General features: G+C 58.4%; 23 protein-coding genes. 10 read left to right on the forward strand and 13 right to left on the reverse strand.

Annotated elements, in window-relative coordinates:
* Positions 1-13: 13 nt before the first annotated feature.
* The 5 genes from HMPREF2920_RS09985 to HMPREF2920_RS10005 all read right to left on the reverse strand — a co-directional run bounded on the left by HMPREF2920_RS09985 (position 14) and on the right by HMPREF2920_RS10005 (position 5,088).
* On the reverse strand, positions 14-418 hold the full coding sequence (locus HMPREF2920_RS09985; protein ID WP_038629133.1) for a DoxX family protein: 405 nt from the start codon (positions 416-418) through the stop codon (positions 14-16).
* Positions 419-654: 236 nt separating this feature from the next.
* Positions 655-1,926 carry a divisome protein SepX/GlpR gene (glpR, locus tag HMPREF2920_RS09990; protein ID WP_070601711.1) on the reverse strand — a complete coding sequence of 424 codons (1,272 nt, stop codon included), beginning with the start codon at positions 1,924-1,926 and terminating at the stop codon, positions 655-657.
* 173 nt (positions 1,927-2,099) lie between these two features.
* The gene (locus HMPREF2920_RS09995; protein WP_048733595.1) at positions 2,100-2,732 is read right to left on the reverse strand and encodes a GNAT family N-acetyltransferase; all 633 of its coding nucleotides are present in this window, start codon (positions 2,730-2,732) and stop codon (positions 2,100-2,102) included.
* Between the two features lie 30 nt (positions 2,733-2,762).
* Positions 2,763-4,034 (reverse strand): molybdotransferase-like divisome protein Glp, encoded by a 1,272-nt coding sequence (glp, locus tag HMPREF2920_RS10000; protein ID WP_005511382.1) that lies wholly within the window; start codon positions 4,032-4,034, stop codon positions 2,763-2,765.
* 79 nt (positions 4,035-4,113) lie between these two features.
* Positions 4,114-5,088, reverse strand: coding sequence for a UTP--glucose-1-phosphate uridylyltransferase (locus tag HMPREF2920_RS10005; protein WP_016423265.1), 975 nt, complete (start codon positions 5,086-5,088; stop codon positions 4,114-4,116).
* A gap of 132 nt (positions 5,089-5,220) precedes the next feature.
* Here HMPREF2920_RS10005 and HMPREF2920_RS10010 point away from each other — a divergent pair, with 132 nt between their 5' ends.
* The 3 genes from HMPREF2920_RS10010 to mscL all read left to right on the forward strand — a co-directional run bounded on the left by HMPREF2920_RS10010 (position 5,221) and on the right by mscL (position 7,214).
* Positions 5,221-5,895 (forward strand): 5-formyltetrahydrofolate cyclo-ligase, encoded by a 675-nt coding sequence (locus tag HMPREF2920_RS10010; protein WP_070601709.1) that lies wholly within the window; start codon positions 5,221-5,223, stop codon positions 5,893-5,895.
* A 105-nt stretch (positions 5,896-6,000) separates the two neighbouring features.
* On the forward strand, positions 6,001-6,546 hold the full coding sequence (locus HMPREF2920_RS10015; protein WP_246816354.1) for an SAF domain-containing protein: 546 nt from the start codon (positions 6,001-6,003) through the stop codon (positions 6,544-6,546).
* Positions 6,547-6,797: 251 nt separating this feature from the next.
* Positions 6,798-7,214 carry a large-conductance mechanosensitive channel protein MscL gene (gene mscL / locus HMPREF2920_RS10020; RefSeq protein ID WP_049193054.1) on the forward strand — a complete coding sequence of 139 codons (417 nt, stop codon included), beginning with the start codon at positions 6,798-6,800 and terminating at the stop codon, positions 7,212-7,214.
* Positions 7,215-7,494: 280 nt separating this feature from the next.
* On the opposite strand, the gene HMPREF2920_RS10025 is transcribed toward mscL, so the two are convergent.
* The 6 genes from HMPREF2920_RS10025 to HMPREF2920_RS10050 all read right to left on the reverse strand — a co-directional run bounded on the left by HMPREF2920_RS10025 (position 7,495) and on the right by HMPREF2920_RS10050 (position 12,567).
* Positions 7,495-8,064 (reverse strand): MogA/MoaB family molybdenum cofactor biosynthesis protein, encoded by a 570-nt coding sequence (locus HMPREF2920_RS10025; protein WP_005511427.1) that lies wholly within the window; start codon positions 8,062-8,064, stop codon positions 7,495-7,497.
* A 72-nt stretch (positions 8,065-8,136) separates the two neighbouring features.
* Positions 8,137-9,456: a S1C family serine protease gene (locus tag HMPREF2920_RS10030; RefSeq protein WP_070549887.1), complete on the reverse strand. Its 1,320-nt coding sequence runs from the start codon at positions 9,454-9,456 to the stop codon at positions 8,137-8,139.
* 158 nt (positions 9,457-9,614) lie between these two features.
* On the reverse strand, positions 9,615-11,171 hold the full coding sequence (locus HMPREF2920_RS10035) for a sensor histidine kinase (RefSeq protein WP_049189711.1): 1,557 nt from the start codon (positions 11,169-11,171) through the stop codon (positions 9,615-9,617).
* Positions 11,171-11,863, reverse strand: a complete 693-nt coding sequence (locus HMPREF2920_RS10040; protein ID WP_005511429.1) for a response regulator transcription factor — start codon at positions 11,861-11,863, stop codon at positions 11,171-11,173. Before HMPREF2920_RS10040 ends, HMPREF2920_RS10035 begins: the two co-directional genes overlap by 1 nt.
* 242 nt (positions 11,864-12,105) lie before the next feature.
* Positions 12,106-12,279 (reverse strand): 50S ribosomal protein L32, encoded by a 174-nt coding sequence (gene rpmF, locus HMPREF2920_RS10045; protein WP_005511439.1) that lies wholly within the window; start codon positions 12,277-12,279, stop codon positions 12,106-12,108.
* A 21-nt stretch (positions 12,280-12,300) separates the two neighbouring features.
* The gene (locus tag HMPREF2920_RS10050) at positions 12,301-12,567 is read right to left on the reverse strand and encodes a type B 50S ribosomal protein L31 (RefSeq protein ID WP_005511390.1); all 267 of its coding nucleotides are present in this window, start codon (positions 12,565-12,567) and stop codon (positions 12,301-12,303) included.
* Positions 12,568-13,023: 456 nt separating this feature from the next.
* Here HMPREF2920_RS10050 and rpmB point away from each other — a divergent pair, with 456 nt between their 5' ends.
* The 7 genes from rpmB to HMPREF2920_RS10085 all read left to right on the forward strand — a co-directional run bounded on the left by rpmB (position 13,024) and on the right by HMPREF2920_RS10085 (position 17,541).
* Positions 13,024-13,260 carry a 50S ribosomal protein L28 gene (gene rpmB / locus HMPREF2920_RS10055; RefSeq protein ID WP_016423274.1) on the forward strand — a complete coding sequence of 79 codons (237 nt, stop codon included), beginning with the start codon at positions 13,024-13,026 and terminating at the stop codon, positions 13,258-13,260.
* A 3-nt stretch (positions 13,261-13,263) separates the two neighbouring features.
* Positions 13,264-13,428 carry a 50S ribosomal protein L33 gene (gene rpmG / locus HMPREF2920_RS10060; protein WP_005511413.1) on the forward strand — a complete coding sequence of 55 codons (165 nt, stop codon included), beginning with the start codon at positions 13,264-13,266 and terminating at the stop codon, positions 13,426-13,428.
* Positions 13,429-13,431: 3 nt separating this feature from the next.
* A complete protein-coding gene (gene rpsN / locus HMPREF2920_RS10065; protein ID WP_005511414.1) occupies positions 13,432-13,737 on the forward strand; it encodes a 30S ribosomal protein S14 in 306 nt (101 codons plus the stop codon).
* A 14-nt stretch (positions 13,738-13,751) separates the two neighbouring features.
* Entirely contained in the window at positions 13,752-14,003 is a 252-nt protein-coding gene (rpsR, locus tag HMPREF2920_RS10070; RefSeq protein WP_005511410.1) for a 30S ribosomal protein S18, read from the forward strand.
* A gap of 165 nt (positions 14,004-14,168) precedes the next feature.
* On the forward strand, positions 14,169-15,104 hold the full coding sequence (locus HMPREF2920_RS10075; RefSeq protein WP_049189712.1) for an AEC family transporter: 936 nt from the start codon (positions 14,169-14,171) through the stop codon (positions 15,102-15,104).
* A 47-nt stretch (positions 15,105-15,151) separates the two neighbouring features.
* Positions 15,152-15,877 (forward strand): TIGR03089 family protein, encoded by a 726-nt coding sequence (locus HMPREF2920_RS10080; RefSeq protein ID WP_049171307.1) that lies wholly within the window; start codon positions 15,152-15,154, stop codon positions 15,875-15,877.
* A gap of 53 nt (positions 15,878-15,930) precedes the next feature.
* Positions 15,931-17,541 (forward strand): FMN-binding glutamate synthase family protein, encoded by a 1,611-nt coding sequence (locus HMPREF2920_RS10085; RefSeq protein ID WP_049171310.1) that lies wholly within the window; start codon positions 15,931-15,933, stop codon positions 17,539-17,541.
* A 20-nt stretch (positions 17,542-17,561) separates the two neighbouring features.
* On the opposite strand, the gene purE is transcribed toward HMPREF2920_RS10085, so the two are convergent.
* The gene (gene purE / locus HMPREF2920_RS10090) at positions 17,562-18,038 is read right to left on the reverse strand and encodes a 5-(carboxyamino)imidazole ribonucleotide mutase (RefSeq protein WP_049171375.1); all 477 of its coding nucleotides are present in this window, start codon (positions 18,036-18,038) and stop codon (positions 17,562-17,564) included.
* A gap of 117 nt (positions 18,039-18,155) precedes the next feature.
* Complete coding sequence (locus tag HMPREF2920_RS10095) at positions 18,156-19,445, reverse strand: 5-(carboxyamino)imidazole ribonucleotide synthase (protein WP_083327122.1); 1,290 nt, start codon at positions 19,443-19,445, stop codon at positions 18,156-18,158.
* Between the last annotated feature and the right edge of the window lie 7 nt (positions 19,446-19,452).

Below are 19,452 nucleotides of genomic sequence, written 5' to 3' on the forward strand. Positions count from 1 at the left end.
ACCTACTGAGGTCTTACCTGATGAATTGCCTGTCCAAGCTGAAACGGCCGGCTCCGAAAACGAAAATCATCACCAGACCACCGATGAGTGACATCACAAGCTCTGCACCGTTGTCGCGGATAAACAGGCCATTGCCCAGGTGCATCGACCACCAGGCACCAATCATCTCAATGATGAAGACCATCGCCACTGTCGGGGCCAAGAGTCCCAGAATCAACAACGCGCCTCCGACCAGTTCGACTAGAGCGACAACCCAGACCGTCAAGTGCGCCTGCGGGATATTCGCAGCGACAAAGTAACCGGTCGTCTTGTCAATACCGGTGATAAAAATCTTGTCCCAGCCATGGCAGATGAAGATAATTCCGAGTATTAGGCGGAGAATCACGAGCGCGATATCGCGCATTACCGGTCGATCCATGAGGGACATGCTACCCGACGGCACGGTCAAAACACGGTAGCACTGCGGCAGCGAAAGGCCAGCGACTTTAACATGCAAAAAGGCTTCTCCCAACCCCTCGGGAGAAGCCTTCCGCCAAACACACCCGGTGTGTCATGTCTTAGGTAGTGACATCGTAACAGGCCGAGTTTCTAACAAAAAATCGCGCTGACGTGCTCAGACAACTTTAAGGTTGTTCTACGGCTCAGCTCACAGGACTAGCTCACGCGAGCCTGCGGCATTTCGTCGTAATCGTCGTCATCAAAGCGGTAGTCAGCGTAGGCCAGATCTGCGAAATCCGGGTCCTCATCATCAAGCTCGACTACTACCGCGCCGGGACGGCGCAGTCGCTGTGGAATTCCCAGCTCATCATCCTCACGGTTACGTACACCGAGGCGGGCCATCTTCATACGGCGAATTCGGCGAGCCCGCAGTTCCTGCTCTGCACGCACGGTGCGGCGCAGGTTGACCAGATACAGGGTCATCAAGCCGACACCGACCAGTGGAATCCACCAGGTCCAACCACCGGCGAAAGCAGCGATGATGACCGTGACCGCGATGAACGCTGCCAGCCCAGCAACCGAACGGCGGCGGCGGGCAAAGCGAGTCTCAGCGTACTGGGCATCCGAAATCGGATCGAACCCACCACGACCACGGCGCTTCTCAGCGAACGCGTAATCATCTTCGGTCAAGGTGTCATCGACAGCGACTGCGTCATCGTTGGACTCGACACTGTGGTCGCTGTCGTCCTCGACGGTCTCGTCGGGTTCCGCCTGCTCGTCTACGGTGTCTGCTGCCTCTTCAGTCTCAGAGAGAGCCTCAGCGTCCGCGTGCTCAGCGTCAGCCGCGGCACCGGAATCAGCGTCAGATTCAACGGCATCTTCGAACATCAAGTCATCGGCGTCGACAAACTGACGGCGAACGTCAACGCTCACATCGGAAGAGGACTCATCTGCACGAACCACGTCACCTTCGGCGGAGGCAACGGCGGAGTCAGATTCAGCATCCTCGTCATTAACGACAGCCTGCAGCGACTGGTCTGCAGACTCATCATCGGACACGTCCATGTCAGAGCGGTCAGAAGACTCAGCAGTGGCTTCCTCGGTAGCGGAATCATCCGCCTGCGGGGTCTCCTCTTCTGCATCTGCCGCTTCCAGCTCGTAGACGATATCGCCGTCAACGACGGCCGGGTCGGCCGCCTCGTCCACGGTGTCGTCGATAAGCACGTCGCTGACATCGAAGTCATCGTCGACCTGCGCGTCAACGGTTTCGAGAGAATCGTCGACTTCTTCGGCTACGCGCACGTCCGACTCCTTAAAAGACGGACGGCGGCGCGTCGTGGCCAACTCCTCGCCACCACGATGCAGCACGCGGGTCTTACCTAGCGCATCGGAAGTACGACGAATCGGCTTGCGCGTATTGACCACCAGCGGGGCCAGCACAAACAGCCACAGTACAACGATGAGTATCAGCAACAGTGAAGTTGACATATTTTGTGTCTCCTTGCGATTTCGCCCGGGGTTTCGCCGTCTCTCCCCGGCCCAAATACGCCACCCACATGCCCTTCCACAGAGGCATTTGCGAAGGCAGTCAGCGTATCTAGAGCGAATTCGCCCAATAGTAGAGTTGTCATCACCCTATCGGCGTGTGTTACTCAGACTACTCAGGCGCGCCGTTGCGGTGGGTATTTCTCCGCCTCTTCATATTGCGCGCGACCACTCGCCACGATGAGGTCCACTGCACTGTCCTCCCCCACCCGCGCATAGGTCAGATGATCGCGCCACGCGCCATCCATATGGAAGGCTTCCCGCGCCACGCCTTCGTACTCGAACCCACAGTTTTCCAGCACGCGTATCGACGGGACATTGCTGTCCAACACAGTCGCTTCAATTCGGTGGACGCCAACTCTCTTGGCATAATCCGACGCCAACGCCACTGCCGCAGTGGCGACCCCTCCACATGTAAAGCCGCTGCCGACCCAGTAGCCAATCCATGCGTGAGCGACGGGGAAAGGCGTAATACCGCCGAGTGTGAGCATGCCGGCGAACTGGCCGTCTACCTCAATGGTGGAGACAATCATGTCTCCCGCAGCCTCTGAACGACGCCAACTGCGCAGGTTACGGCGGAAAACAGAAGCCCTGTGGGCGTTATCCCAGTCGTCCTCGAGGGTTGGCTCCACGGGGCGCAAAATGGGCTCGTCACGCAGCCGCAGTGCCCGCCATGCAGAGGCATCAGAGCGCTCTGGCACACGCAGGCGGACTCGGCCGCCACTGGTTACTAGACGAGAAGTACGCACAGCAACAATACTCGCGGTAGTGGAGTGAGGTTAGGCCTGGCGCGCCATGAACAGCACGTCAACTACATCTCCCGGACGCACGTGCAGCACGTCTTCCGGAATCACGATGAGGCTGTTGGCTTCCGACATACCGGCCAAAAGGTGGGCTTGCGCACCGCCGGAACCTCCCAGCGGCTGCACCATGTATTCGCCGGTCTCGCGGTCACGCATGAGCTGGCCACGGATGTAGCCACGGCGCTTCTCCGCCGACTCAATCGGGCCGACAGCACGAGCGGTGACAGCGCGGCGGCGGGGATTGCGCTTACCCAACGCCAGCCGAATGAGGGGACGAACCATGACCTCAAAAACGACCAATGCGCCGACCGGATTCGACGGCAGGAGGAACGTTGGAATCTTGTCATCCCCCAGCAGACCAAAGCCCTGGACCGAACCAGGATGCATAGCGATGCGGGAAACATCAACCTCGCCCAATTCAGCGAGCACACGGCGAATCTGCTCACCCGCGGCACCGCCGACAGCCCCTGTGATGACCAAGAGCTCACTGCGAATGAGCTGGCCTTCGATGATTTCTCGGATGCGGCGGGGCTCACCGGTGGCAATACCCACTCGGTGTACCTCGGCCCCGGCATCGCGGCCGGCTGCAGCCAACGCGTAGGAGTTGACGTCGTAGACCTGACCGAGCCCCGGCGTGCGGTCAACATCGACCAACTCATTACCAATGGAAATCACGGACATACGCGGCTTGGGGTGCACCAAAACCTTCGAACGCCCCACCGCTGCCAGCAATCCAACCTGTGACGGCGAAATCACCGAGTCCAAGGACACAGCCACGTCACCCGGCTGCACGTCGTCGCCAACCTTGCGCACAAAGTCACCGGAGTAGACCGGATGGAGAACATTAACTCGACGGCCACCGCGGTCGGTCCAGTTTAGGGGCACGACGGCGTCGGCAAGCGATGGCAGCGGCGCACCAGTTTGTACGCGCACGGCCTGCTTCGGCTGTAGCCGCATTGGATGGTGAGATCCGGCTGTCACCTCACCGACAACAGGCAGCTCGACCTCGCGAAAATCAACATCACTCTGACGCGCATCCGGAGGTAAAGAACCAGATTCGCCGACGATATCGACAGCGCGCACCGCATAACCATCGATTGCTGACTGCACGAATCCCGGTAACGGCTGCTCAGCGATGACATCCTCAGCGCACAGCATGCCGAGGGATTCCGAAATAGCAACGCGCACAGGATCAGGCATCACAGCGTGTGCGGTGATTGCCGCCAACTGTTCTTCCACAGAACGCATGTTTTACCTTCCTCGGCACCAACCCGCGGTGCGCTTTATGGCTATTCAGCTTCTCAGTACAAGCCTCTATAAAAAGGCTTTAAGCCTGTTCATCCTGCGCCAGACGCTGCTGCATGTAGTCGCGCAGCCCCTCGCCGTAGTCCGGATGCCTGAGTCCAAAGTCTACGCAAGCACGAATGAAGCCACCAGGATTTCCCAGGTCATGGCGGAACCCCTTGTGAACGACCACATGAACCGGATGCCCCTCTTGAATCAGCAGCTCAATTGCATCGGTGAGCTGGTATTCGCCGCCCTTACCGCGCGGGATGCGACGCAGCGCATCGAAGATGGCGCGATCGAGCAAGTAACGTCCGACTGCAACGAAGTTGGATGGAGCATCCGCAGGGTCCGGCTTTTCCACCATGCCCTTGACTCGCTTCACATCGTCCCAGGCATCAGCGTCGGCCGCGTCAGCACCGAGCTCACCAGACTCCGCCGGGGTGGCGTCCTCAATATCGAAGACACCGTAGTTGTAGACCTCTTCATGAGGAATTTCCAGCGCACACAGCACCGAACCACCAAAGCGCTCGCGCACTTCCGTCATCCGATCCATCACGCCCACTGGGAGCACGAGATCGTCGGGAAGCATGACAGCAACGCTGTCCTCATCGTCTTCGAGCAGCGGCTCTGCGACCAACACCGCATGCCCCAGGCCCAGCGGTCGATCTTGAACAACGGATTCCACGCGAATGACCTCGGTGGCGCGGCGTACCTTCGCTGCAATTTTGTCCTTGCCACGCTCGGCGAGAGTCTGCTCAAGGTCCGGGCGCGGGTCGAAGTGCCCAAGCACGCCATCCTTACTCGGCGCTGTGACAATAGCCAGGCGTTGCGCACCAGTGGCGGCGGCCTCTTCAGCAATCATCTCGATGCCCGGCGTATCAACTACGGGCAGCAATTCTTTCGGCACTGTCTTGGTGGCAGGCAAGAATCGCGTACCCATGCCCGCGGCAGGAACGATGACAGTTCGAACCGGAGTAGTCATGTCCGAACCAGACTCTTTAGACGATGAGACCATAATGGCAACGATACCTATATAACTTCCATTTGCTCGGAGGCTGACCCCGCTTTTTCAACGCATTAATCAGAAATTTTCTCCTGCGCTGACGACAGAGGTCGCTCCCCTACCTGACAGAGTAGGTTTGCAGGTATGGCTCCGCTTCCCGAAACCACGTCTGATTTCAAAACCCGCACACGGCACGAGGTACTCGCCGCACGCGCCGCCAAGGGGCAGCGTGAGCGCATGCTTGACGACGAAGCACTGGCACAGCAGCTGCAAGAATGGTTATCCAATACCGTCGGCGACCTCGCAAAACCCGTCATTGCCGCTTATATCCCCGCTGGCGACGAACCCGGCGCAAGCGTTTCTAGTTCGACTGGTGGTGAGCCCGGCCAGGGCTTTGTGGAAGCTCTGGCCAACGCGGTTCCCAGAGCACGAATTCTGCTTCCCGTCTGCCCGCCCGGTCCACCACAACCGCTGCACTGGGGTTACTACAACGGCAGCTTCCACAAGGGCCGATTTGGACTCTTGGAACCTGTTTCGGTGGAAGACTCTGCTGGCCCAGCTGAGCTGGGTGTTGCCGACGCCATTATCCTGCCGGCAGTTGCGGCCGACCCCGCAACCGGGATGCGGTTAGGGCGTGGCGCTGGTTACTACGATCGCAGCTTGGTTTTCGCTCGACGCGACGGTGATACGGATGGAGCGAGAGCTGCGGCCATCGCTGTTGCGGTTTTCGACACCGAATTGCGCACGGAGCTTGCCTACGATGAGCACGACATTCCTGTCGATTATGTGATCACGCCAGCGGGGATTTCACAGATTTAATGGAACCGATTCCGGGATTTTCGCGCCTAACTTAATATGAGCCCAAAATATTCGTCCCGGTTTCCGCGTCCATTCCGAAAGCTCCGCCCCACAACTATTCGGCGGATGGTTGCCCTCACTGTTTTCCTATGCGCAGTCGCCCTGGCGGCGGTGGAGTCATTGACACCCCGCAGCGGCCATATTCGGGTAGTGGTTAGCGCCAAATCCATTGCCGCTGGCGCATCGGTGGCAGAACAAGATGTGGCTTTCAAGGACATTCCCCGGGATCTCGTTCCCGGTGGAGCCGTAACGGACATCGCTGCTGTGCGGGGACGTACCCTGGCCACCGGCATGTCACCGGGAGAGATAATTACAGAGCAGCGAATGGTCGGACCGTCACTTGCCAAGTCGCTGACGGGGACGTCGGAAAGCAAAATTATTGCCATCACGTTGGCTGATGCGGGCATCGTGTCCGCTCTTCGCACTGGTGACAGCGTGGATATTGTGTCGACCGCGGATGAGCGCGGGATGGCGGCACCGCTTGCACACGGAGCGAGAGTGGTCAACATCGTCGACGATGAGGTGGTTTTGGTTGCACTGCCCACCGGCGCCGCGGAGGTGGTGGCAGCGACATCGCTAACGTCCCCGCTCACACTGTTACTCGCGGGATAGTGACCAAAATCTCATTGATTACCAGATTTTATGCCCCTGAACAGTGCTTTTTGCAGAAAGTTGACTTGTCCCATAACTTAGCGAAGGGATACAATGGACAGGCAATTCAAAACTACGATGAGAGCTAAGAAGAGTGGCACTGCCAGACATCGCACTGCCCCGTCTCTGAAATCGTAGGGGCCTGCACTGAGCAACGCGATGACTCACAGGTCTCGTTTGGTTTGTTCCGTTTCTACAGAAGGAAATTTCCTATGCTTAAGGGCTTTAAAGAGTTCATCATGCGCGGCAACGTCATCGACCTGGCGGTCGGTGTTGTCATCGGTGCTGCGTTCACCGCAATCGTCACTGCTTTCACCGACAGCCTGCTCGAGCCGCTGCTGAACACCATCGGTGGCGCTGAGGTCACTGGCCTCGGCTTCGAAATCATCAAGGGCAACCCGTCGACCTACCTTGACTTCGCAGCTGTCATCACCGCAGTCATCAACTTCCTGCTGGTCGCAGCGGTTGTCTACTTCGTCATCGTTGCTCCGATGAACAAGTTCAACGAGATGCGTGAGGCTCGTCTGGAGACCTCCGCTGAGCCAGAGGTCACCGAGGCTGACCTGCTGACTGAGATTCGTGACCTGCTGGCAGAGCAGAACGGCAAGCCGAAGACGGAGCTGAACTAGCCTCTAGCTGCTAGTTGCAGGCTTCCGATAAGAAGCGAACTAACGCTTTTACACAGCGCTCATCCCCAATGGGGTGGGCGCTGTTTTATCCAATAGTCCACATCAAAATCACGAGCATCCTCCGGGGATTCATCGTGATAGTGCACTGTGCGCGCGGTTTTCGCACTGCGTGACTGGGCAAAGTTTTTCGCCGGTGCACCTGCGCGGCGGCGCTGCCTACGGCTTCCACTGCGCGGCGCAGCTTGCTCGGGCTGATTGGGCTGCTTAGCGTCGCCCATTCCTAAACGCTCCAGCGGCAGAGATCATCAAGCACATGAGAGACCAGCGGGAGAATTGTCGCCATGCCATCGCGCACTGCAGCGCGAGACTCCGCGAGATTGATAATCACTGTCTGACCGGACACACCGGCCAAACCGCGGGACAGACCGGCATCCAATGCGCCAGCTCCCATACCGGAGTTACGAATAGCCTGCTCGATGCCCTGCAGTCGCACATCGAGAACCTTGCGAGTGGCATCCGGGGTCTTCGCACGAGGCCCAACACCAACACCGCCCACCGTAACGACCAAATCTGCGCCACCGACAACAGCGGTATCTAGGGCCTTCCGGATCTCACGCTTCACTGCACCCGTACTGACCACAGCATCGACCGAGTAGCCGTCTTCTTCCAACAGCTCAACCATGAGCGAAGCCGCACCATCCGGGTTCTCAAAATGGTCGCCCACGAGGACAACAAACGCATTTCGAACCTGGCCGTCGTCGTTGATAAGACGCTCCATCTCAGCGAGGTTGACGTCACTTGGCTCAGTACTCACGGTTTCACTCATCTGCTCTATCTCGCTTTCTCCCACAGCTTTTCACTCGAAGTTTCACTCGAAAACTCTTCTACAGATGGTGAGGTACTAACTCCACCACGCTGCCTATCAATCCTGGGCTTCTACCAAGGTGACATCGACCGTTCGCTCGTTGCCGCCTCGCTCATCTGTAACTGTAAGTGTGACAGAATCCCCAATCCGATGCGACCGAATAGCCGCAATTAGTGCAACGCCGTTGTCAAGTGTGCGGTCATCAACCTTGGTAATCAGGTCACCATCTTTCAGTCCCGCCTTATCAGCTGGGCCGTCTGGCGTTACCTCTCGCACCAGTGCACCACGTGCAATCGGACGCGAATCAATCTGGGCACCAATGACAGGCATCCGCGCCTTACCGGAATCAATCAGGTCTTCCGCTATGCGACGAGCCTGATTAACCGGAATTGCGAAACCAAGGCCAATGCTGCCCGCCTGTTCCGATGCCTCACTGTTAGAGGCAATCACGCTGGGCACACCGATGAGGTTGCCTTCCATATCCACTAGCGCTCCGCCGGAGTTACCCGGATTAATCGCCGCGTCGGTCTGGATTGCATCAATGACCGAGGACTGACCGTCTTCACCAGCGGCGGTCACTGGACGGTTTTTAGCGGAGACAATGCCCTGCGTAACAGTGGAGGTCAGTCCCAGTGGCGAACCAACGGCCACCACTTCCTGGCCAACCTGGACCTGCGAGGAGTTACCCAGAGAGATTGGGCGCAGCCCGTTAACACCTTCAATTCGAATAACGGCAATATCAGTCGCTGCATCCCCTGCAACCAGAGTTGCCGGGTGCGTGGTGCCGTCGGAAAGCAGGACTTCCATATGTGCGTCCGGACCTGCGCCTGCGACGACGTGATTATTCGTCAGCACCAGGCCGTCGGACGACAGAATGGAACCTGAGCCCGACGCCGTGCCCCGCTCCGAGACAGTGGTGATGGAGACGACACTGGGAAGGACCTTCTGCGCGACCTTCTCCACGGACCCCTCAGCTGCTGCTACCTGACGGGTTTCCGCAGGCTTATCCAGCGCGTTGTCCGCGGGAGCCGACGACTGCGAGTTGTGAACTACCCATGCGCCGACACCGCCACCAATACCGGCCGAGCACAGCATCAGGGCAGCGACTGCCAGCGCCCCCATGCCCTTAGCCCCCTGGGCACCCTTGGTCTTCTGCTGATTGGCCGCAACATCCCACTCTGAACCGCCTCCGTAAGCGCCGTTCGGCTGAGACGGGATGGTGTTGTAGTGGGAATTCTCCCAGCCGCGCTCGTCGGCAGAAAACTGGTTTGTCTCACCAGCATTCCCCATGGCACGGTTCTCGCTGAAGTTGTGAGACTGCGAGGAGTAGTGTCCCCGCTCATCTCCTCGCGAGGAATCGTTGAAAGAGTTGCTCATACGTAATACCTTGCACTGTCTGTCTAACAATTGGCTGAGAGCAGTCTGCAGTCTCGCCGAAAATTCCCCGAATGAAACACCGAATCCCCGCCACGCACTTCCTTAAAAGGCTGCGCGCAGCGAGGATTACATCAGCTTTGACGTGGGGTTATGCGTTTCTAGCTAGGCTCTTGAGCGGAATCGGAGTCGTCACCTTTTCCGCTGTGCGGACTGCCCGGCAGCGTTACTCTCATCAAGGCACCGCCATCATCGGACTCATCGGCAGTAATCGTACCCCCGTGGCGGACGATGACCGACTTCACAATGGCCAAGCCCAGGCCGGATCCAGGCATCGACCGCGACTGAATGGAACGGTAGAAACGCTCGAAGACCTTGTCTCGATCTTCCTTCGGGATACCTGGCCCCGAGTCCGCCACCGTGAATTCAGCAACAACCTCGCTGAGCGGCGTCAGACGAACCCGCACGGTGCCATTTTCTGGCGACCACTTTGCAGCATTGTCCATCAAGTTCAAAACTGCGCGACCAAGACCCGCCGAATCCCCGTAGACATACCACGGAGCTGTCTGCACATCGAAAGTAATGTCCGGACGACGACGCTCAACACGCGCCAGCGACGTGGAAATGATTTCGTCGACATCGACATGCTCAATAACCTGTTGCGGGCCATCTTCGCGTGCCAGATCAACCAGGTCACCGACCAGCGTCGACAGCTCTTCCAGCTGTGCGATGACGTCAGCTTCCAGATCCGCGCGATCCTCATCCGAGATTGCCGCTCCCGAACGGGAGGCCATCATCAGCAGTTCAATATTTGTGCGTAACGACGTCAGCGGAGTCTTCAACTCATGACCAGCATCTGCAACCAGCTCCGCCTGCTTAATGCGCGACGCTTGAAGTGCAGCCAACATCTCATTGAAGCTGCGGGTGAAGCGCGCAAGCTCATCGTCGCCCTCCACAGGGATTGGGCGCAGCTCGTCGGTTTCCGTCACCCGCTCCGCAGCAATGCGCAGCCGAGTGACCGGGCGCAGACCCGTTGTTGCCACCGTAATACCTGATCCGATTGCGAAGAGGATTCCGATAGCAGAGATACTCAGCAGCACTGCACTGAGCGCTTTCAAGACCGACTGCGTCGAGCTCAGATCCTGCGAAAGGATCAGCGTCGCACCGTCTTCGGAGCGGACGGCGTATACACGACGGCCGTTGTACTCATCGGTGCGAATCGATTCCTGTCGATTCCCCCGCAACACCGCAAGTTCGGGGCCACCAATAGAGATTGAGCCACCGCCTTTGCCCGCCACACTGCCGTGGGCAAAGTACACCGCGTCCAAATCGGGGTTCAGAATCCTGTTCGAGTCCGCTTCAAAGGAGGGGCCAATGGCAAACTCCGAAGCGTACGGTGACATCAGCAGCTTTTCCGCCTGGCTACGGAGGTTACTGTCCACCTCGCGGTATAGCGCTGCCTGCACAGTAAAAAATGCAGCCAGCGTCATCAGCCCCACCGACATCGCCACAATGAGCGCTGTCAGAATAGTCAGCCGCCAACGCAGCGAAGGGATACGCGAGCTCCGCGGCAGGCCGGGAAGCGATTCCCCTGCCATCGTCTCAGTATTCGCGGACTTCTCTTGCTTACCGACGGTACCTTGCCCCGGATTGACCTCCGTGGCAGAACGCTGATTTGATTGCACGCCACCGCCGGTCGAACGACGACGGCGCAACATCACGGTGCGGTCTCCCGCATCACATAACCGACACCACGAACGGTGTGAATCAGACGCGGCTCTCCCTCTGCCTCAGTCTTACGACGCAGGTAACCAATGTAGACCTCCAGCGCATTGCCGGACGTCGGGAAGTCATAGCCCCAGACATCCTCCAAGATGGCGGTACGGGAGAGTACACGCCGCGGGTTGCTCATCAGCAATTCCAGCAGCGCAAATTCTGTACGAGTGAGGCTAATGCGGCGTTCACCGCGGAAGACCTCACGAGTTTCCGGGTCCAAGGAGAGATCCTCAAACTGCAGAGTTGCGGCATCCTCCATCGCAGGCACTTCCAAAGCAGAACGACGAAGTAGCGAACGGACACGAGCGAGCAGCTCTTCCAATGCGAACGGCTTGGGCAGGTAGTCATCTGCGCCGGCATCAAGACCAGCTACGCGCTCGGAGACCGAATCACGTGCAGTCAACATCATGACCGGCAGATCATCGCCTTCGCTGCGCAGCCGACGGCAAACATCCAGGCCGTCCAGCTTCGGCATCATGACATCCAAAATGGCCAAATCCGGACGATCCTTGGCAATCTTTTCCAAGGCCTCTGCGCCATCCTCGGCGAGCTCGACCGTGTAGCCATTAAAAGTCAACGATCGCCGCAACGCTTCGCGTACCGCTTGATCGTCATCAACTACCAAAATCTTCATACTGCCCATTGTGCCTTGAAAATATAAGGTGAGTGTAAATGTGACACAGATTCTTCGTGAGAGTGCTCCCATAAAACCTGGCCATAGAACTGAAAAACCTCACCCCATCGCCGAGTACAAGCGATGGGGTGAGGTTTAAAAAGCTCTTTATCAACTGTTCCTTACACACTGAACGCGCTCTGGGCGCTCGAAGCGCTCTTCGGTTCAGCGAGGAACGTTGTCAGCATCCTAAAAGATGCGCGTTAGAACTTCTCGACGTCAACCAGGCCGAGCTGAACAGCCTTGGCGATGCGACGAGGAACGTTGTAGACGCGACCGTTTACCTTGACTTCCTGGAGAGCGACGTTGTTGCTCTTCCACTGGGAACGGCGAGCGCGGGTGTTAGCACGCGACATGCGACGCTTTGGTACTGCCATTTTCTTATTCCCCTCCTATTCTTAGTTCTTCTTCGCGCGGCGAATGCGGTTACCGTAACGGCGCTGGAACTTCTCGACGCGACCAGCGGTGTCCATGACACGCTGAGCACCGGTCCAGAACGGGTGCGACTCGCTGGTGACGTCAACGACGATCAGCGGGTACTCGTTACCGTCTTCCCACTCGACAGTGCGGTCGGAGGTGGCGGTGGAACGGGTAAGGAAAGAGTGACCCGTGCCTGCGTCCTTGAAAACCACCGGGTGGTAATCAGGATGGATGTCCTTCTTCATTAATTCTCGTTTCCCTCAGGATTGAACTTCAGGTCGCTTTCCCCCAGCTAAGAGTGAGAGAATCGTGCCTGAGTTGGGTACGAACACGACTTACAATGACACGCACCGGGTCAATATTTCTATAAACCGGCATGTGACACTCGATGGAATATTACAGGCTCGAGCCCGAAAATTAAAAAAGGGCCCTGCACTAACGCCCGTCGACAAGCACGAACTCTATGACGACACTCGAGAGTCGCACCGAGAAAACCACAGTGGAACAGCGATTAGGTTATCCCGCAACTCGTGTGTAAACTGTTCTCTCGCTGTTGTCTAGTTATTCGTTTACGCGCTCAGCGTCGAGTGTCAGTGGGCAGCGCCCCGGAAAAGGCCAGGTGGATTCCTCGGTTATTCAATAGTCCGGCGTGGCGCACCAGTGATGTCGGCATTGGGCGGCAAGGAAGCAAAGGAATCCCTATGTCGGCGATTTGCCAGGTTACGGGACGCAAGCCGTCTTTCGGCAAGACCGTGTCCCACTCCCACCGGCGCACGTCGCGCCGTTGGAACCCCAACGTGCAGCGTAAGAAGTTCTACCTCGCCTCTGAGGGGCGTCACATCACTCTGAATGTGTCCCCGAAGGGTCTGAAGACCATCGACAAGTACGGTATCGAGGCTGTTGTTGCTCAGATTCGTGCACGTGGGGAGAAGATCTAAAAAATGGCACGTAATGACATTCGTCCAATCATCAAGCTGAAGTCCACTGCGGGCACCGGTTACACCTACGTGACCCGTAAGAACAAGCGCAATACCCCGGACCGTATCACCATTAAGAAGTACGATCCGGTTGTCCGCAAGCACGTCGAATTCCGCGAGGAGCGCTAATTCATGGCTAAGAAGTCCAAGATTGCCAAGAACGAGCAGCGCAAGGAAATCGTCGCTCGTTATGCAGAACGTCGCGCTGAACTGAAGCGCATCATCAAGTCCCCGCACTCCACTGACGAAGAGCGCATGGACGCACAGTACGAGCTGAACCGTCAGCCGCGTGACGCGTCCCCGATTCGCGTCCGCAACCGTGACGCTGCAGATGGTCGCCCGCGCGGCTACCTCCGCAAGTTCGGTCTGTCCCGTGTCCGCGTTCGTGAGATGGCCCACCGTGGCGAACTCCCGGGCGTCCGTAAGTCCAGCTGGTAAGTCGAGGAGCACCAATGAAGCGCAATCACTCTAACAAGAAGGCGCGGATGGAGCAGTCCCGCCGCCCGAAGAAGAACCCGCTCAAGGCCGCAGGCGTTGAGAAGGTTGATTACAAGGACATTAACCTGCTCCGCCAGTTCATCTCTGACCGTGGCAAGATTCGTTCCCGCCGCGTCACCGGTCTGACTCCGCAGCAGCAGCGCCAGGTCGCTACCGCTGTGAAGAACGCCCGCGAGATGGCACTCCTGCCGTTCACCAGCCGCTAAAGATGGCTGGTCGGCGGGAGCCGATCATTCGAATACCCGCCGAAAGGCCTTATTTACGCGCTGGCCGCATGACGATACATGCGATAACAGCGTAAAACGGACTCAGTCCTTCCCCACCAAGGGGATTGGATTGGGTCCGTTTTTTATTGTCTAAAATATGCACTTATGCCCGCTCTCACCGAAATATTCACCGGCTTTGGTTCCGTCGCAGTACTGATCATTGTTGGCTGGTTGTTTGGGCGCAGTGAGATCGTCGATAAGCGGGCATCTTTTACCCTGAATATGGTCGTGTTCTGGATTGCGATGCCGTGCATGCTCGCGCACACGCTCGCGACGGCGGATTCGGCGAGCATCTTCGGTTCGGCGTTTGGCGTCGCGGCACTGTCGGCGCTTGGCACGGCGGCGTTTTACCGGATCTTTGTGGCACCCATGTTCAAACAGCGCGGCGCCGATGCTGTGGTCGGCGCGATGTCGTCGAGTTACAACAACGTCGCTAATCTCGGCGTGCCCATCGCTGTCGCAGTGCTTCACGACGCTACCGCCGTCGTCCCAGCCCTTATCTTTCAGATTGCCTTCTATGCGCCCGCTTCCATGACCGTGCTGGAAATCCTCACTAACCGCGGCCATTTCCGACCGCGCAATGTCATCATGGCACCGCTGAAGAACCCGATCTTTCTGGCGGCGATGGTGGGACTTGCGGTTAATGCGTTTGCTATCAAACTACCTCAGTTCGTAGCGCATCCAGTGGGGCTATTGGGGCAGGCCGCGGTGCCAATGGCACTTTTGGCCTTCGGTATTAGTTTGCATGGCATGCCGTTTATGGAAGCCGGCCGCTCCCCTCGTCGCGCCGTCGTGGTGGCGTCTACGCTGAAGCTTTTCCTGCACCCCGCGCTGGCTCTCCTGTTCGGCCATTTTGTCTTTGGTCTCAGCGGGCATGCGCTGCTGGCAGCTGTGATTATCGCCGGCCTGCCGACAGCCCAGAACGTCTACACCTTCGCCTCCCGTTTCGGCCGGAACCTTGAACAGGCGCGCGATTGTGGCGTGATTACGACAATCGCCTGCTTGCCGACGGTCCTTTTGTTCACCCTGCTGTTGAGTTAGGGGACTCTTCCCGACGGCCTGGAGAGAATCTCGTTACCCTTGGAGGCGTGGAGATTCTGAAGACACTTCTCGAGGCCGACCCGTCCGTGCCTCGTTTGACCTGTTATGACGAAACTACCGGCGGTCGTACTGATCTATCGGCCCAAACTCTGGACAACTGGGCCAGCAAGATCGCCAACATGCTGCACGATGAGTTCGACCTCGTCGCCGGAGACCAAGTATGGATTGACTTGCCGTTGATTTGGCAGTCCGCCTGCATCATCCTGGGCTGCGAGCGTGCTGGCGTCACCGTTAGCGATGAGGAGCCGCTGGTCGTATTCACCACTGTCAGCAACGTCAGCACGTGGGAAGAGAAGTTCCCAGATGCCTACCTCGCAGTGCTTACCGACGATCCCTTTGGCCGCGGTGTCGTGGAATGCGGTGATGATATTCCACCGGGAGTCATTGACTTTGGTCCGGAAGTTCGTTTCCACCCAGACGCATATCTAGGCGCAGGCCCGGACTCCGACCAAACCCCCGTTATTGGGGAAAAGTCGGCTGCAGAACTGCTTTCATCTGCTGGCGATTATGCGGACGAGATGCAGCTCACGCCCGGTTCCCGCGTCGTTTCCGACGGCTGGCTGGTGCCTGATTCTTCACAGGTCACCGCAGATAAATGGGCATGTAATGTGCTGTCGGCTTGGGTTCGTGGAGGTGCTGCCGTCGTCGTGCGCGGTGGCGATAGCGAGCGTGTCACTGCTATTTCTACGGCCGAAAAAGCCCGTGTGATTTAGTCGCAGCTGTCCCGTCGAGAAGCGCTCTAAGTAGTCGCGATAACCTGGAAACCGTGATTACCCGACCATATATTCTTGCGATTCTCGCCCTCATCAACGTCTTGGGCGCACTGGCTGTATGGGATCTGAGCCCATGGTGGTGGATTCTGATGGCCTTCATCCTCTTCCTGGATGTTGTGGCTATCTATGACATGCTTCAGAGGAAGCACTCCATCTTGCGGAACTTCCCGGTCATCGGCCATCTGCGCTACATGGGTGAGACCATTCGCCCTGAGATGCAGCAGTACTTCATCGAACGCAACTTCGACGGCGCTCCATTCGACCGCGATACCCGTACCGTGGTCTACGAGCGTGCGAAGGGGCTGTCCTCGAAGAAGTCATTCGGTACTGAGCGAAAGATTAATGCGCCCGGCTACGAGTACGTCCGCCACTCGATGGCGCCGAGCCAGCACGTCATCGAGGATCCGCGCGTAGATATTGGCGGTCCGGACTGCGCCCAGCCGTACTCAGCGTCTATCTTCAACATCTCAGCCATGAGTTTCGGCTCTCTGTCCCCTAACGCTGTCATGGCAATGAATAAGGGCGCGAAGCTGGGCAACTTCGTACAGGACACCGGCGAGGGCGCTATCAGCCCTTACCATTTGAAGTATGGTGCCGACCTCTATTGGCAGCTGGGTTCCGGTTACTTCGGTGCGCGTACCGAGGATGGCGACTTCGATCCGGAGCTCTTCCGCGAAAAGGCTAAGATTCCGCAGGTCAAGGCAACCTATCTGAAGGTTAGCCAGGGCGCAAAGCCTGGACTCGGCGGCATGCTGCCAGGTCACAAGGTCAATGAGGAAATCGCGGCTACTCGCCACGTACCAGTTGGCAAGGGTGTGATGAGCCCGCCGTACCACCGCGTCTACTCCACCCCGCGTGAACTTGTTCGGTTTATGGGCACCATGCGCGAGCTCAACGGTGGCAAGCCGGTCGGTTTCAAGCTGTGTGTTGGCTCCCAGCTTGAGTTCCTCGCCGTGTGCAAGGCCATGCTGGAAGAGAACATCACCCCGGACTTCATCATCGTCGACGGCGCTGAAGGCGGCACCGGCGCTGCACCGCTGGAATACTCCGACCGCGTTGGCCTGCCGCTTACCGACGGCCTGATTCTCGTCCATAACGCGCTCGTAGGTGCCGGTCTGCGAGATCGCATTAAGCTCGGTGCGTCCGGCAAGGTCATTACTGGCTTCGATATTGTGAAGCGCATGTGCATCGGTGCTGACTTTGTGAACTCGGCTCGCGGCATGATGATGGCCACCGGCTGTATCCAATCTCAGCTATGTCATACAAACACCTGCCCGGTGGGTGTGGCTACCCAGGATCCGAGCCTGTGGAAGGCCCTGGATGTCGACGACAAGGGTCAGCGTGTGGCCAACTATCACAATGCCACGGTCGCGGAAGCAGCTAGCCTATTGGCATCGATGGGCCTGAATAGCTTCTCTGAGCTGGGGCCGTCCCACCTGCTGCGGCGCACCAATGAGCAGGTCGGTGAGACCTACGCGGAGCTCTACAACTGGCTGCAGCCAGGCGAGCTGCTGAGCGGAACTCGCTTCCACAACTGGGCCGAAGCCTGGGAGACCGCCGACCCGGACACGTTCCACTACCCCGCAGTTCATATGCGCGGGTAGTTCGGGGCTGGTTGCGCGCCCTACTCACCCATCAGCTTCTTGCGCAGACGCTCGTCCTTTTCCAGGACCTGATCGCGCATGTTGGCCTGGTAGTTCTCCATCGCCACAATGAGCTCCGGGTAACCGGCCGAGAGAATACGCACAGCCAGCAGGCCAGCGTTCTTAGCGCCGCCCACACCGACGGTTGCCACCGGAACGCCGCCCGGCATCTGAACGATTGACAGCAGGGAATCGACACCCTCCAGGTTCTCCAACGCGCGTGGCACGCCGATAACCGGCAGCGGAGTGGCCGACGCAACCATGCCCGGCAGGTGTGCTGCACCACCGGCGCCAGCGATAATGCAGCGCAGCCCCTTGTCAGCGGCGGACTTTGCGTAGTCAATCATGCGTTCCGGAGTGCGGTGTGCAGAGACCACACCTACCTCAAAGGGAATTCCGAACTCAGCCAAGACCTCCGCTGCGGGCTCCATGGTCGGCCAATCCGAGTCCGACCCCATAATCAGACCGACCAGCGGACCGGTTACGTTGGCCAACTTCGGGCTTGCCACCTGGTTTGCTTCAGCCAATGTTGTCTCCTTGAGATAGCAATCTAATTCTTATACAGCGCCAGCCACCTATGCGGTGTAGCCGTCTGCCCACACGCCATCGACGATGTAGCCAGCAGCGAGGTTGGCAACCCGCCGGGTCTCCGCGATGCCTTCCGGGCTTGCGTCGTAGCCGCACAGGTTGACGTGCCCCAGCTTACGTCCAGGGCGCCAATCCTTCCCGTACCAGTGAATCTTCGCTGATGGGAAACGACGCCATACCTCAGCAAAACGCTGTGAAATAGGTACATCCGAGGCCTCATCGCCACCGAGCGTATTGACCATTACCGTCACCGGCGCAGTCGGGCGAGTGGAACCCAGTGGCATGTCAGCAACTGCACGCAGGTGCTGCTCAAACTGGCTGGTCTCACAGCCGTCCTGCGACCAGTGACCAGTGTTGTGTGGCCGCATGGCCAACTCGTTGACAAAAATCTCCGGATTGCCGTCAGCATCGACGGTTTCGAACAGCTCAACTGCCAGCGCGCCGGTTACTCCCAGCTCGGAAGCGATGGTCACACTGAGCTTTTCGGCCGCTCTCGCAAGGTCGTCGGCAAGCCCTGGCGCCGGGCAGATTGCCTCAACACAGATGCCGTCACGCTGCACGGACTCGAGGACCGGCCAGGCCTTGACCTCGCCCGACGGCGTGCGCGCACACATGGCCGACAACTCACGAACCAGCGCGACCTTCCGCTCGGCCATCAGCGGCACATCTTTGCCCAACAGCTCGTCGACAAGCGTGCGCAGATTCTCGCGGTCCTTCGGGAACCACACGCCGTGACCGTCGTAACCGCCGCGGCGAGCCTTCAGGCAGACGGCACCGTCAACGCGGTCGAAGAATGCTTCGGCATCCTCGGCGGACTCAATTGCAGCGTAGGCAGGTACTGGAGCGCCCAGTTCCTCCAGGCGCTGGCGCATCAGCAGCTTATCCTGCGCGTACAGCAACGCCGACGGCTGAGGCTGAACCGAGTAGCCCATCTCGGTCAGCTTGTTGAGGAATTCGGTGGGAACGTGCTCATGGTCGAAAGTCACGGCCTGCGCACCGGCGACAGCGCGCTCAACATCTTCCCAGACGTGGTAGTCGCCGATGATAACGTCCGCACACACCTGCGCCGCGGAAGCATCCGGCGAACCGGCGAGCAAACGGATGGACTGTCCCAGCTCAATGGCCTCAGTCTGCATCATACGAGCCAGCTGACCGTCACCAATCACCGCCACAACCGGCACGCCATCAGCATGCGCGGGATGCTGCGCAGCAGTTAGCGCTGCAGCGGAATCAGAAGTGGAATTAGTGGAGTTTTCAGGGGTATCCGAAGCAATCACACCCCTG

The sequence above is a fragment of the Corynebacterium sp. HMSC075F02 genome, from assembly GCF_001838335.1.
Taxonomy (GTDB): domain Bacteria; phylum Actinomycetota; class Actinomycetes; order Mycobacteriales; family Mycobacteriaceae; genus Corynebacterium; species Corynebacterium jeikeium_D.

Coding starts and splice junctions, on each gene's coding strand:
- HMPREF2920_RS09985 (WP_038629133.1), bottom strand. CDS start 418: ATGGATCGACCGGTAATGCGCGATATCGCGCTCGTGATTCTCCGCCTA.
- glpR (WP_070601711.1), bottom strand. CDS start 1,926: ATGTCAACTTCACTGTTGCTGATACTCATCGTTGTACTGTGGCTGTTT.
- glp (WP_005511382.1), bottom strand. CDS start 4,034: ATGCGTTCTGTGGAAGAACAGTTGGCGGCAATCACCGCACACGCTGTG.
- HMPREF2920_RS10005 (WP_016423265.1), bottom strand. CDS start 5,088: ATGGTCTCATCGTCTAAAGAGTCTGGTTCGGACATGACTACTCCGGTT.
- HMPREF2920_RS10010 (WP_070601709.1), top strand. CDS start 5,221: ATGGCTCCGCTTCCCGAAACCACGTCTGATTTCAAAACCCGCACACGG.
- HMPREF2920_RS10015 (WP_246816354.1), top strand. CDS start 6,001: ATGGTTGCCCTCACTGTTTTCCTATGCGCAGTCGCCCTGGCGGCGGTG.
- mscL (WP_049193054.1), top strand. CDS start 6,798: ATGCTTAAGGGCTTTAAAGAGTTCATCATGCGCGGCAACGTCATCGAC.
- HMPREF2920_RS10030 (WP_070549887.1), bottom strand. CDS start 9,456: ATGAGCAACTCTTTCAACGATTCCTCGCGAGGAGATGAGCGGGGACAC.
- HMPREF2920_RS10035 (WP_049189711.1), bottom strand. CDS start 11,171: ATGTTGCGCCGTCGTCGTTCGACCGGCGGTGGCGTGCAATCAAATCAG.
- HMPREF2920_RS10040 (WP_005511429.1), bottom strand. CDS start 11,863: ATGAAGATTTTGGTAGTTGATGACGATCAAGCGGTACGCGAAGCGTTG.
- rpmF (WP_005511439.1), bottom strand. CDS start 12,279: ATGGCAGTACCAAAGCGTCGCATGTCGCGTGCTAACACCCGCGCTCGC.
- HMPREF2920_RS10050 (WP_005511390.1), bottom strand. CDS start 12,567: ATGAAGAAGGACATCCATCCTGATTACCACCCGGTGGTTTTCAAGGAC.
- rpmB (WP_016423274.1), top strand. CDS start 13,024: ATGTCGGCGATTTGCCAGGTTACGGGACGCAAGCCGTCTTTCGGCAAG.
- rpmG (WP_005511413.1), top strand. CDS start 13,264: ATGGCACGTAATGACATTCGTCCAATCATCAAGCTGAAGTCCACTGCG.
- rpsN (WP_005511414.1), top strand. CDS start 13,432: ATGGCTAAGAAGTCCAAGATTGCCAAGAACGAGCAGCGCAAGGAAATC.
- rpsR (WP_005511410.1), top strand. CDS start 13,752: ATGAAGCGCAATCACTCTAACAAGAAGGCGCGGATGGAGCAGTCCCGC.
- HMPREF2920_RS10075 (WP_049189712.1), top strand. CDS start 14,169: ATGCCCGCTCTCACCGAAATATTCACCGGCTTTGGTTCCGTCGCAGTA.
- purE (WP_049171375.1), bottom strand. CDS start 18,038: ATGGGGTCGGACTCGGATTGGCCGACCATGGAGCCCGCAGCGGAGGTC.